This window comes from Flavobacterium sp. (assembly GCF_043760115.1).
GTDB lineage: Bacteria > Bacteroidota > Bacteroidia > Flavobacteriales > Flavobacteriaceae > Flavobacterium.
On sequence record NZ_JAYUPK010000102.1, the window covers coordinates 1 to 13505 of the forward strand.

Below are 13505 nucleotides of genomic sequence, written 5' to 3' on the forward strand. Positions count from 1 at the left end.
AACTACTGGTAATGGTAGTGTTGTGATGGTTGCTGTACCACTTTGTGCTTGGCTACAACTTGGTGTTGGACTTACCACACTTGTTGCGCTACTAACCAAGCTATAAACTGTTGTGGTAGTACTTGCTGTTGGTGTTGTGTACAAATTGGTAAGTGTTGCTATACCACTTGGTCCAATACTAATGGTTTGGTTTACACCATTTTTTGTGTAGGTTACAACCGTGTTTGGTGTGCCTGTAAAAGTGATTGTGGCATTGGTGTCACTGCAAATAGTACTGTTGCCACTTATCACAACTACTGGTAATGGTAATAAATTTAAATTAATCTGAGCAAAAGAGTCACAATTAGTAACAGCAGATGATAATCGAACATAAACTGTTAAAGGATTCGTTCCAGAATTTGTATATGAAGATGGATTTACTATTAAATTAGCAGGATTATTAGCTTGCATTTCTGCTAAAGTTCTGAAATAGTTATATGTAATTGCTGGTGTTACTGTATTTAATTGAACCTCAGCATCTGTAAGATTAAAAGTTTCAATTCCATCATTATTTACATCACATTTTAAAAGTGAAACGGCATTTACCAACAAAGGCACTGTTGGTCTTGTTGAAAAAATAACTTCTCTAATTTTTACACATCCATTTGCATTAGTACCTTTTACAAAAATACTTCTTGGAAAAGTAAAGGTATAGTTTGTAATATTAGTAGTAATTTCATTAGTACTAGCAATAGCATCAGCGTTTGTTGGATAATATTTGAATGTAAATAAAGCTGGAACTAAAACAACTACACTGTTTAAAATAGTTAAATTATAAGTGAATATTCCATCCAAATTAGTATCACAAACGTAAACTTCGCCATCAACAAATTTTGGAAGATTATAAATTTGAAGCTCAATCCTTTTAACGGTAAAACATCCAGTTGTATTATTTACAAATCGAACATAAACATAAGAAGTCTGGTTTGCCAAAACACCAAATGTAGTTGGATTTGTTATTGCAGTACTTACAACTCCAGCTGTTGCCAGAGGTAAAGTGGTGTAATACGATATTGTATAATTTAATGGATTAACAATCATTCCTGTTGAACCTACACGATTGATAACACTAGTTAAGTTAAATTCGCCTTGTAATTGATTGGTAGATGAAATATCGCAAGAAAAAATTTGTTCATCGAATGCTTCTATAATTGGATTTCGTTCAAAAATAATTGTGGCAATCGAAAAACAACCTGTAACATTATCAGTAACTCTAACAAAAATTGTTGGTGCAAAATTCGTTGCAACAAATGTCATATTGTAAGTTGCAGATTGCTGGTTGAGATTGTTTAAAGCATCTGAATTTGATAAATAATATTGAAAAGTATAATTTGTTGTATTAGATATAATCAATCCAACGAAAGAATTCATATTTCGAGTTTCAATATTATTGCTTAAATCATCACAAATTTTAGGAGTAATGTTTGTTACAATTGGAGAAGATCTAAAACTAATCACATAATCTTTAATTTTAGAGCAAGTTGTATTGCTTGCTGTAGAGATTTTTACCCAAACAGTATCACCATTTGTTAAAAGATAGTTGGCAGGAATTTGTGGTGTTCCTGCAATTGCAGCAGCTTCGGTTAAATAATATTGAATTGAATATAAAAACGAATTGGTTATAACCTGTGGATTAAAAAAACTAAATGCTGTAATAGTTTCAATACCATTATTTTCAAAATCACAAATTCTTAATGGTGTGTTTGTTGTAGGTAAATTTACAGATTGCATTATCAAATTTATTGGAACAATACGCTCACAACCAGTTGTCTCGTTTAATAGATACATATAGAAAGTTGGGGTTGTACCATATAAACTACTATTGAAAACAAAATTTGTTAAATCCGGAAAAGTTGGGCTCGGATTAGCATGAAGTATAGCATCTGGCAAATTACTATATAATCGAATTGTTATTGGATCAATATTTGAAACACTAATAATTGAGGTTATATATGGATTGATATCAAAAGTCTCAATACCATCAACATTAGTATCACAAACTTGAAAAGCAGTAACAGTGTTAACATCTACTGAAGTTTTAAAACCAAAGTTAACTTGTTGAATAGTAGGACATAATGTTGGATCAATTAAAAAGTTTTCTGTAATTCTGATAAAAATTTGAGTTGAAGCTGTAACAGAATAATTAATATAATTATTTATGATTGAAGTGTTATCATAAGCTCCATTCAAAGTAGAATGAATTGAAAAAGAAGAAGTTGTGCTATAACTTGGCACAAGTCCAGTGATAATTGTTCCTAAATTTGGGAAAGGTTCTACTCCAAACGGTGCAACATCACATAATTTTTCTTCAATTGGTGGTTTAATTGTAAATGGAACTAAAGTAAAAACTAATTGATAATCAGAATTACAACCAAAAGAAGAAACTTTTATAAAAACAGTATTTATTGGGGTTGCATTTGTATAATCTACTAAAAACGAAGTTATTGGATTATTATCTGAATCATAATCTGCTTGTGATTGAAAACAAGTTATGGTTTCGCCAGGATTTGCATTTTGAATTGCAATTATATAAGGAGAACTTGCAGATAAATCAACAGTATGAAGATTATCATTATAAACATCGCAAATCGAGTATGGAACTACTTCGTGTTTTTTGAATTTCAACGGAATTCGTATTATTTTTATTCCAACAACACCATTTACATCATTAAAACGAACCCAAATTGGCGTAAATAAAAGTGGTGCGATTGGAGTTGGCGTAAAATTCATGGCGTCAAAATCTGATAATCGTATCAAAATATCATCTGTTTGAGCACCTAACAAAGTTGTGAAATAACCATTTGGCGTTGGTGTTGCTGGAGCCATTACCGCAGCAAAAACTAAATTTAAATCAAATATTGGAACTGAATCGCCAATTTCAAGACAAGCTCCAAAACCTCCATTACCACCACCATTTCCACTTCCTCCACTTCCACCGTCACCACCAGTTGCTACACAAAAACTTATTACAACTGGTTGAAAAGTTGGACAAAAACCTAAAGCTTCAACACGAATATAGAAAGTTGCAGTAGTTGCTGGCAAATTTATATTTACTAAAACATTTGGCGAAACCGCTCCAGTACCATTTTGAGCTCCAGAAAGAGTAGTGTAATAAGTAGAAATTGCGGTTGTTGGACCTACATTAAATGTTAATGGAATAGTAGATAAATCATAATTTTCTTGAAGATCAAAATTTGTGTCGGCTATACAAAATGTTGTAATTGGTGCCAAATCTAATTTTGGTAAAATCGTAAAAGTTACTTTAGCTGTACTCCAACAATCAGGATTTGATAAATTAAAAACCCTAATAAATACATCCAAAGGAGTTGTTGTAACAGTTGTATTAAATATTTGATTAGACAACAATCCTGTAATAGCATCGGCTTGATTTGTATAATATCTAATTCCCATAGTAGAGGAATTAAAACCAGTAATCTGATTTACAATTGTAGAAAAAGTAACTGGTTCAACATTATCATTTAGCGTATCACAGAGGTCAATTTGTTTATCGGCAATAGTTGGAGTTACAAATAAACTTAAATTAATAATTCCAGTTACATAACAAATACCAATTTCTTCTCTGTAATAAAAAGTTTTTGTTGGTGTTGTCATTGTATAATTATTCAAACCAGTCAATGGCGGAACTAAAATTGGTCCAGCATCGGCTTCTGCTTGAGAATTATAAATTGTTTTTATAGTACCAACGGCATCGGTAGAATCAATCAATAGCGTTTCAATGTCAATTCCATCTTGACTTAAAAACGGTGGAGCAACATCACAATATTTTGCAGTAATTGTAGGAGCAACAGGATAATCTAAATCAAAATTAACATTTATATTATCTGTAATAGTTATTGGTGTACAAGTATTATATATTATTGTTACACTGTATGAAGTATTTGCAGTAGGTATAACTTCAATAGGATTTACACCTCCAATAAAAGCGCCAAGATTATTAAACCATTGAATTGTTGTTGTGCTTGTTCCATCTGGAGTAAATCGATACGCTTCATTTGTAATCGAAAAAACACTTGTATTTCTGTTTGGAATAGTTGGCGCAATTCCTTGTGTACCATCGGAATTGTTTAATCCAATAAGTGAATTCGTTATTCCATTGTTAGCACTCGAATTCCCAATACAAGTTAACGGTTTATCTTTTACATAAATATCAATAACATTAGTAGTTTCGTAAAGAACCACTTGAAAGGTAGATTTTACAGTATTTATTGGATTTAAATCATTAGAACAACCCCAATGGTTAATCAAATTATAATTGATAATAAATTGTCTATAAGGTGCAATTCCAGTTGTGTAGGTTGTTATTGAACCACAATTATCACCAGCAATGCAACCAAATGCTACAGGTGCAACTAAATAATCTTGAAAACCAGCAAATATTGCGTTGCGAATTAACGATGGACTTGGTGTAACGTTTGATATTGATGAGAAAGAAGTAACATCTGGAACAGAATTATTATAGCCAAAACGAATAATTCCATTATCTGCTAGATTAACTGTTGAATAAGTATTTCCATAGAAACAAAATGGAAATCCAATTGCTAAATTTGAACTCCAAATATCGTCTGCATTAACAGCAACTGGCGTTCCTTGACTAAAAGTTCCAAGTGGTGTAAATGAAATTGGATCAACTTTATAAGTGGTAGGATTCTTTATTGTTGGAAAAGTAGCAGTAAGTCTTACTTTTTTTGGAGGAATAAATGCATAATTACAATCTATAGTAACATCTGTAGTATTATTTTGATCAGTTATTACAACAACAGGATTTGTTTGTGCTTGAACAAAAACAGAATTTAAGAAGAAAAATAGTAATAGTAAGGTAACTTTTAACTTCATATTCTTACATTTATAAAAAAAAAACAAATATAGGAAATTACTAAAACACTGATGCTTAAATATTAAAAAAAATAGTAATTGTTATAAAATTGGAATTGTATTGAATTATAGAAAAAAGTGTCCTTTTTTAAACTTAACCAACGATAATAATTGATTAATACAAATTATTCAACTGATTGTCTTTCTTATTAGTACTAATTGTCCAAAAGAAACCTACAAAAATAAATCTATCTGCTGTTGGAATTATTTCTCTTCGTTGAAATGTTCCATTAGAATCTGGAGAATTTGCATATTCATATCCATACACATTTTGTGTACCTAAAATATTAGAAATAGAAACATAGAGTATCTTTTGAGAAGTAACTAAATACGCCCAACTCATACTTAAACTGTTATAATTTTTAGTTTTTCCATTCATAAAAGCGGTTTCATTTGGGTTGTTAAATGGTCTTCCTGTTGAGAAATTATGCGTAAAACTTACTTGTGATTTCCAATCTTCTATCCAATATTTTCCTACTAATGCTAACGTATGATCGGCAACAAAACTTGGAGTAACTTTTGCCTTAAAATTTTTATAATCTCTTTCGGTTTCAATATAAGAATAGGAAATCCAATATTGAAGATTCTTAATTGATTTTTCGTCTCTCCACAACAATTCAAATCCTTTTGCATAACCAGTTCCATTATTAGAATAAACCGAATTAAATTGTGAATTAGTAGTGTCAAACTTTACCAAATCTGAATATGATTTATAATAAATTTCTGTACGAAGCGTTTGTTTATTTTTACTATACATAAAATTAAAAATATAATGCGATGCTTTTTCGCTAGATAAATAATCGGCATATTTTAAATAATCTTGTTTTGGTGCTTGAGTAAAACTTCCGTAAGCTAAAGAAAATTGCGAATGTTTAGCCACTTTGTAAGCCATTGAAAATCTTGGTGCAATTGCAGTTTCGTTTAACATACTATTGTTAGAAAATCGAACTCCAATTTTAGCAGCCAATTTTTTAGAAAAGAAAACATCCAATTCTGAATATCCAGCAATAATTATAGAAGAATAACCGCTTGTGTTAGAAAATCCTATATTTTGAGAAAAAGTTTCTGAAAATTTAGTGTTGAATAAATCACTTCCAAAAGTTAGTTTAATTCGATCTGAAAACGATTTTTTTAACTTCACTTTTATGTGTAATGCATTTTCATCATTGTTTACATTATCTACATTCAAGCCAATTTTATTTTGACTATATCCATAACTTAAACCAGAATTTATTTGCCATTGATCTCCAAAACTTCCTTTGTATGATGAATTTAAATAGAAATTATTGTTGTTAATAGCTACTCTATTTTTTGTAACTGAGTTTATAGATTCTTGATTTAAATCGAATTGCGAAGCATCAAAAGCTGCATATAATTTAAAAATTCCTCTATTAAATGTATGACGATAAACTGTTTCGCCAGATAATGATTGAAATGGTTTGTTCCAGTCTAAATTTTGTGGAATGGCTTTTTGATATGGTGCTAAATTAATATAGGATGTATTAAATGTAACTGAATTTTTACCCCAAATTTGTGTATTTGCTAATCCTAAACCTACAGTCATTAATGCAATATCAGTTTTTTCTTCGCTTGCTTCATTTGATGTATTTAAAAGTAAAACACTAGACAATGCTTCTCCATATTCGGCAGAATATCCTCCAGTAGAAAATGACATACCACTAAATAAAAATGGAGAAAATCTGCCACGAGAAGGAACATTTTGAGTTTGTGCGCCGTAAGGTTGTGCTACTCGAATTCCGTCTACAAATGTTTGTGTTTCATCTGCTTCGCCACCACGCACAAACAATCTTCCATCTTCGCCAACGTTATTTGTTCCAGGCAAACTTTGTAAAGCAGCTACAATATCACCGTTAGAACCAGCAGTTGTTACAATATCTAGTGGTTTTAAAACAGAAACTCTTGCTTTATCTCCAGCATCCATTGTTCCTGCAGTAATTATTACAGCATCTAATGTATTTACACTTTCTTTTAATTTTATAGTTTTTTCTTTATAATTTAAAACATCAATTGTAAGTTTTAAAGACTCGTAAGATAAAAAAGTTACTACAAGAATTTTATTTCCTGTTGCATTGGTTACAAAAGTAAAAGTTCCATTATCGTTAGTTGTTGTTCCATCATACGTTCCATCAATAAAAATATTGGCTCCAACAATTGGCTTGTTTTTTTCATCTACAACAGTTCCAGAAATTGTGTTTTGACAAAAACTAATTGTTGAAATTAGTAAAACGATAATGATGTAAATTGCTTTCATGTGTTTCGGTGTTTTGATGAAGCAAATTTGTAACAAAATCATTTTTAGTAAAACTTTTTCTTACCGAAGTGTAAAAATTGAATGATGAAATGTAAAAACATTAAAATAACCAATCAATATCAATCAATTTTTTATAATTTAGCTATCAACCTTAAACCAAAAAACTATGAATCCTAAAAAAAAATTAATTGTTTTCTCTTTATTATTAGTTATTTCTGTTACCAATTATCTTAGAATTATAAAAGATATAGAAGTAAAACCAGTAGGATTTTTATCTATTTTTGCCATCGGAGCAATTTTGGGCTTGCTTTTTCAAGAAATTATAGCCAAACTTAAAAACAGATAAATGAATATAAAATTGTTGGCAATTGGTAAAACCGATAACAAAAACTTACAAATTTTAATTGAAGAATATTCTAAACGATTGTCGTTTTATATAAAATTTGATTTAGAAATTATTCCAGATATTAAAAATGTAAAAAACTTATCAGAAAGTCAACAAAAAGAAAAAGAAGGCGAATTAATTTTATCTAAAATTACAGCAACTGATCAATTAATTTTACTAGATGAAAACGGAAAAACCTTTTCTAGTTTAGATTTTTCAGATTATTTACAAAAGAAAATGAACTCTGGAATTAAAACTTTGGTTTTTGTAATTGGTGGACCATATGGTTTTAGTCAAGAAGTTTATGAAAAAGCGCAAGGCAAAATATCTTTATCATTAATGACTTTTTCACATCAAATGGTTCGATTGTTTGTAATTGAACAACTTTATCGCGGATTTACAATATTGAAGAATGAACCTTATCATCATCAGTAGGAAGTAGGAAGTTTGAAGTACGAAATACGATATTAGAAGTGAAAATGAACTAACATATTGAAAACTTCAAATTTTTTAAAATTTAAAAAATGAATAACCTTTTTCTCTTTCAAACTTTACATTTTTTATTTTTTTTAATTTCTCTTCTATTCTATTGTCTAGTAAACTTGTTAAAATAAAATTACTATTGGACTTTAACAATATTTTAGTAAAATAATAATTTTCAAAAACCATAAACGGTATTCCATATTTGTCCATATTAGCAGATTTAAAAATAATGATTTTATCAATATCTTCTGTTTTATATATATAAACTTGGTTTTTTATGGTTAATTTAATTTCATCATCATTAAATTCGACAAGTTTATTTTTATCAATACTAAAATACATAAAATGCAGATAAATTGATGGTACAATTTGAAATAAAGAAAAAAAGGCAAATACTAAAATACCATCAAAATCAATTTTAACATAAAAATATAACAAAATAATTATCAAAACAACTAAATATATCAAAAGCCATTTCAATGAAATAAAATGACTTTTAATTGAAATATTAATTTTCTCTTTCATATAAAATTATTTATGTGGTCTCTAACAATTATTTAATGCATAAGTAAATTTACTAATATCTGGTAAAAGTGTTGCTTTCCAATAATCATAAATGCTTTCACCAATAGCGAAGAGCTTGGGTTAGTTAATTTTGATGTTTTATTGAGATAAGATAATATTTAGTAAAACAATAAGCATACAAAATAAAGAAAATATTATTACAAGAATTGAATAATTTTTAAAATATTTTATAAAATTATAATTTAACTTACTACCATCTTTTTCAAAATTTAAGAGTTTTTTTGTAAAAAATTTATACATTGAAATCCCTAATATTAAAATTATTGCAGATAAAAAACAAAATATAGTGGTTCCATAATTCTATTTATAAATATTAAAATCTACTTTTATAATTGTTAAAGTGTTCTTCCATTTTTGGTATAGTTACATCTTAATAAAATTTAAAATGTAATAACTTAAAGTTTCTCAACTAATTTTACACACTCAACAGCTTCTTTTACATCGTGAACTCTTAAAATTTTTGCTCCTTTTACAAGTGCAATTGTATTTAAAACTGTAGTTCCGTTCAAGCTATTTTCGGCTGTAGTTTTAAGTGTTTTGTAAATCATAGATTTTCTTGAAACTCCAACAAGCAATGGCAAATCTAACATATTAAAAACTTCCAATTTATTTAGAATTTCATAGTTTTGATCTAGTGTTTTTGCAAATCCAAACCCTGCATCTATTACAATATCATTTATTCCAAAACTTCTTGCTAAAGCAACTTTTTCAGAGAAATAAAATAACATTTCTTTTATAATATTCTCATAATTTGTTAACGTTTGCATAGTTTGTGGCGTACCTTTCATATGCATCATTATGTATGGAACTTGAAGATTTGCAACAGTTTGCATCATTTCGCTATCTAAACTTCCTGCAGAAATATCGTTAATAATTGCTGCTCCATTTTCTATTGCAATTTTGGCAACTTTACTTCTAAAAGTGTCTATTGAAAGTAGTGTTGTTGGAAACTCTTTTAGTATCAAATTTACAACTGGAAGTAACCTTGAAATTTCTTCTTCTTCACTTACAAAATTGGCGTTGGGTTTACTAGAATAAGCACCAACATCTATAAAAGTTGTACCATCAGTAAGCATTTTTTCTGCTTGAGAAAGAATTTGAGAATCTGATTTATAATTTCCGCCATCATAAAAAGAATCTGGTGTACAATTTAAAATTCCCATTACTTTCGGAATGGTTACATCTATTAAATTTCCTTTGCAGTTTAGTGTCATTGTAGTTTTTAAAATCAAAAATCAAAATTCGTTAATCAACATTCTTCAATCCAATAAATATTCTTTACTTTTGAAAAAAAATCATACAAATATAGCATTTAATGAAGAATACTTCGCAAAAATACGACAAAGTAATTGGCACATGCCGAGAATTATTTATAAAAAAAATGACCGATTATGGAAGTGCTTGGCGCATATTACGTTTGCCATCATTAACAGATCAAATATTCATTAAAGCACAGCGAATTAGAAGTTTACAAGAAAACGAAGTAAGAAAAATCGATGAAGACGAAACTGGCGAATTTATAGGAATTATAAATTATTGCATTATGGCATTGATTCAAATTGATAACGGAATTGCAGATCAACCAGATTTAAATGTACAACAAGCCACTGATTTTTATGATAAAAAAGTTGCACTAACCAAGCAATTAATGGAAGATAAAAATCATGATTATGGTGAAGCTTGGCGCGAAATGAGAGTAAGTTCGTTAACCGATTTAATTTTACAAAAGTTACTTCGCGTAAAACAAATTGAAGACAATAAAGGAAAAACATTAGTGTCTGAAGGTATTGATGCTAATTATCAAGACATGATTAATTATTCTGTTTTTGCTTTGATATTGATGGAGAAAAATTAAATTCCAAATAGCAAATTCCAAATTCCAAATAAATTCCAAATAAATTCCAAATTTCTAGAAAAGAAGCAAAAGAAAGTGTGTTTTGGTTAAAAATTATAAAAGCCACAAACGCTTCAGAATTTGAAAAAATAAACTCGGTTTTAATTCAAGAAGCTGATGAGTTAAAAAAAATACTATCAGCAATTTTAGAAAAATCAAAATAATTTACAATGCAAGTTTGAAATTTATAATTTAGAAATTTGGAATTTATTTGAAATTTGTATTTTGCTTTTTGGAATTTACTTTCAATAACACTTCATTAACAAAATAAAAAAGAAACCCTTTTTACATTTGTAAAAAATAAAATATGGAAACTAAAAAAAACTACATAGCTTGGACAATTAGAATTATTGTTGCTTTTTTATTCATACTTTCTGCTGTTGCTAAATTGTCTAAAAGTCATTTATTTGATTCGCCTTATTTTGCAATTTCAACATTTGAAGTAAAACAGTTGTATTCAATGGGTTTTTCGCAAAGTATTGCTCCTTATTTTTCTAGAACTCTTATTGGTATTGAACTTGCGTTAGGGTTTTTATTACTTCAAAAACATTGGTTAAAAAAGTTTATAATTCCGGTAACTATACTGTTGTTAGTTGTGTTTGTTGGACATTTAACGTATGTAACTTTTTTAAGTGGAGGAAATTCTGGAAATTGTGGATGCTTTGGCGAGTTAATTCCAATGACGCCAATTGAAGCTATAATTAAAAATATAATTGCAATAGGATTGCTTGGATATTTATATTATTTATTACCAAAAGAAGCGTTGGAAAAACATAATTTTTGGGTTTTAACTACGGTTTTATTTGCTACAATTTTAGGGATTTTTATGTTGGCTCCAATTCAACCAGTAGCACAAGAGTTTGTAAATGTTCCTGTAGATACAGTTATAAATGACACAACTTCTATTACTGTTGAACCTTTAGATACAATTTCTAATAAAGTAATTTCGCTAATTGAAGTAAAAAAAGATTCTGTAAAAAACATTGATTCTAAAGTTAAAGAAATCGAATTAGTTAATGCTAACGAACCAAAGAAAGTAAAATCTGGTTTTGCAAAGTTTTATCCTAAAATTGATACTGGAAAACAACTTCTTTGCTTTTTTGCGCCAGGTTGCGATCATTGTAAAGAAACTGCAAAGGAACTAACAGAAATGCGAAAAAAAGATGCTACTTTGCCTCCAGTTTCTATTATTTTTATGAACGAAGAAGCATTTTTAATTCCAGATTTTTTTAAAGCTGCAGGCGCAAATTATCCTTATAAAGTTATAGAAATTATTCCGTTTTGGAATGTTCTTGGTAGCAATAGAAATACTCCTGGTGTAAACTATTTATGGAATGGAAATGAAATTATTTTTTATGATGGAATAGATGATAAGAAATTTGACGGAAAGAATTTGAGTACGTATCTTGCTAAAACTAAAGAGGATTTGAAAAAATAATTTGAATTTAGTAAAAATGAAAACTTAAAATAGCCCAGATTAAATGTAATAACATCCCGATTTTTCATCGGGATTTATGAAATGAAAGCTGGAAAAAGAAAAGTAGAAATGCCCAAACCATTCGCTACTGATATGCATCAGCATTAATACTAAATAAATTAAGAAATGATTGTGAAATTAAAATTGAAGAATTAGTATTTTTGTTAAAACTTAAAAAAATAAAGATGAAAAATATTGTGCTACTTTTGGCTGTTGTAATGAGTTCTATTTCGTGTAATTCTCAAGAAAAGCAATTTTCTAAAGATGCTTTGGCTGGAAAAATTACTACTATTGACGGAAAAGAAGTTACGCTAGAAAGCGTAATAAATGACAATAAAGGAAAGAAAATTGTAATAGAATTTTGGGCTTCGTGGTGTGGCGATTGTGTAAAAGCAATGCCAAAAGTAAAAGAGTTACAAGAAAAAAATACTGATGTTGTTTACGTATTTATATCGTTAGATAAATCTATGGAGAAATTTCTTGCTGGTGTTGAAAAACACAAATTGATAGGACAAAATTTTTGGGTAAATGACAAAGATGGAATGAAAGGAAGTTTTGGAAAAAGTGTAGATTTAGATTGGATTCCGAGATATATTGTAGTTAATAAAGAAGGAAAAGTTACACTTTATAGAGCAATTGAAACCGATTTTGACAAAATAAACAAAGCATTAAACCAATAAAAAATGAGAAATAAGATTGTTGCAGGAAACTGGAAAATGAATAAAAACAGTGAAGAAACTGAAGATTTATTAAACGAATTAATTGATAAATTACCAACAGATAAAGAGGTTCAAGTAATCGTTGCGCCTACTTTTATTAATTTGGCTTCGGCTGTAGATCATTTAGAGTTTACTAATATTGATGTTGCTGCGCAAAATATGCATCAAAACGAAAATGGTGCTTACACAGGAGAAATTAGTGCAGATATGCTAAAAAGTGTTGGTGTAACTACAGTAATTCTTGGACATTCTGAAAGAAGAGCCATTTTTAACGAAACTGATTTTTTAATTGCTAGCAAAGTAACAACTGCTTTGAAGCATGAAATGAAAGTAATTTTTTGTTTTGGTGAAGAATTAAAAGACAGACAAAACAAGCAACATTTTAATGTAGTTGAAAACCAATTGCGTGATGGATTATTTCATATAGAAAACACGGCTTGGGAAAATATAATTTTGGCTTATGAACCAGTTTGGGCAATTGGTACTGGCGAAACTGCAAGTCCAGAGCAAGCACAAGAAATGCACGCTTTTATTAGAGAAACTGTAAGACACACTTTTGGTAGCGATATTGCCGAAGATGTTTCCATACTTTATGGTGGAAGCGTAAAACCAGACAACGCTAAAGAAATTTTTGGAAAACCAGATGTAGATGGCGGATTAATTGGTGGCGCAGCACTTAAAGCAGATGATTTTGTTGCTATTGTAAACGCAATTTAAAATACTATAATTTATTTTTAATCCTTAATTGCAGTTTGTAA

At 29.0% G+C, this 13505-nt stretch carries 11 protein-coding genes; 7 read left to right on the plus strand and 4 right to left on the minus strand.

The features are described from left to right. Both ACH2BC_RS08740 and ACH2BC_RS08745 read right to left on the minus strand, forming a co-directional pair. Positions 1 to 4893 (minus strand): hypothetical protein (locus tag ACH2BC_RS08740; RefSeq protein WP_395053611.1); only part of this gene is annotated, 4893 nt, incomplete at its 3' end. A 154-nt stretch (positions 4894 to 5047) separates the two neighbouring features. Further along, positions 5048 to 7204: a TonB-dependent receptor domain-containing protein gene (locus ACH2BC_RS08745; RefSeq protein WP_395053612.1), complete on the minus strand. Its 2157-nt coding sequence runs from the start codon at positions 7202 to 7204 to the stop codon at positions 5048 to 5050. Between the two features lie 166 nt (positions 7205 to 7370). Here ACH2BC_RS08745 and ACH2BC_RS08750 point away from each other — a divergent pair, with 166 nt between their 5' ends. Both ACH2BC_RS08750 and rlmH read left to right on the plus strand, forming a co-directional pair. Then, complete coding sequence (locus ACH2BC_RS08750) at positions 7371 to 7550, plus strand: hypothetical protein (RefSeq protein ID WP_395053613.1); 180 nt, start codon at positions 7371 to 7373, stop codon at positions 7548 to 7550. Beyond that, complete coding sequence (gene rlmH, locus ACH2BC_RS08755; protein ID WP_395053614.1) at positions 7551 to 8024, plus strand: 23S rRNA (pseudouridine(1915)-N(3))-methyltransferase RlmH; 474 nt, start codon at positions 7551 to 7553, stop codon at positions 8022 to 8024. Between the two features lie 75 nt (positions 8025 to 8099). Here rlmH and ACH2BC_RS08760 read toward each other — a convergent pair whose 3' ends face one another. Both ACH2BC_RS08760 and folP read right to left on the minus strand, forming a co-directional pair. After that, on the minus strand, positions 8100 to 8597 hold the full coding sequence (locus tag ACH2BC_RS08760) for a hypothetical protein (protein ID WP_395053615.1): 498 nt from the start codon (positions 8595 to 8597) through the stop codon (positions 8100 to 8102). Positions 8598 to 9052: 455 nt separating this feature from the next. Continuing rightward, complete coding sequence (gene folP, locus ACH2BC_RS08765) at positions 9053 to 9871, minus strand: dihydropteroate synthase (RefSeq protein ID WP_395053616.1); 819 nt, start codon at positions 9869 to 9871, stop codon at positions 9053 to 9055. A gap of 101 nt (positions 9872 to 9972) precedes the next feature. Between folP and ACH2BC_RS08770 the strand changes: the two genes are divergently transcribed. The 5 genes from ACH2BC_RS08770 (at position 9973) to tpiA (ending at position 13464) form a co-directional block, all read left to right on the plus strand. After that, positions 9973 to 10512: a DUF1599 domain-containing protein gene (locus ACH2BC_RS08770; RefSeq protein WP_395053617.1), complete on the plus strand. Its 540-nt coding sequence runs from the start codon at positions 9973 to 9975 to the stop codon at positions 10510 to 10512. Between the two features lie 50 nt (positions 10513 to 10562). Beyond that, positions 10563 to 10715: a hypothetical protein gene (locus ACH2BC_RS08775; protein ID WP_395053653.1), complete on the plus strand. Its 153-nt coding sequence runs from the start codon at positions 10563 to 10565 to the stop codon at positions 10713 to 10715. 143 nt (positions 10716 to 10858) lie between these two features. Continuing rightward, the gene (locus ACH2BC_RS08780) at positions 10859 to 11989 is read left to right on the plus strand and encodes a MauE/DoxX family redox-associated membrane protein (RefSeq protein ID WP_395053618.1); all 1131 of its coding nucleotides are present in this window, start codon (positions 10859 to 10861) and stop codon (positions 11987 to 11989) included. A gap of 224 nt (positions 11990 to 12213) precedes the next feature. Then, positions 12214 to 12708 carry a TlpA family protein disulfide reductase gene (locus tag ACH2BC_RS08785; RefSeq protein ID WP_395053619.1) on the plus strand — a complete coding sequence of 165 codons (495 nt, stop codon included), beginning with the start codon at positions 12214 to 12216 and terminating at the stop codon, positions 12706 to 12708. A 3-nt stretch (positions 12709 to 12711) separates the two neighbouring features. Continuing rightward, on the plus strand, positions 12712 to 13464 hold the full coding sequence (tpiA, locus tag ACH2BC_RS08790) for a triose-phosphate isomerase (RefSeq protein ID WP_395053620.1): 753 nt from the start codon (positions 12712 to 12714) through the stop codon (positions 13462 to 13464). The last annotated feature ends 41 nt before the right edge of the window (positions 13465 to 13505 follow it).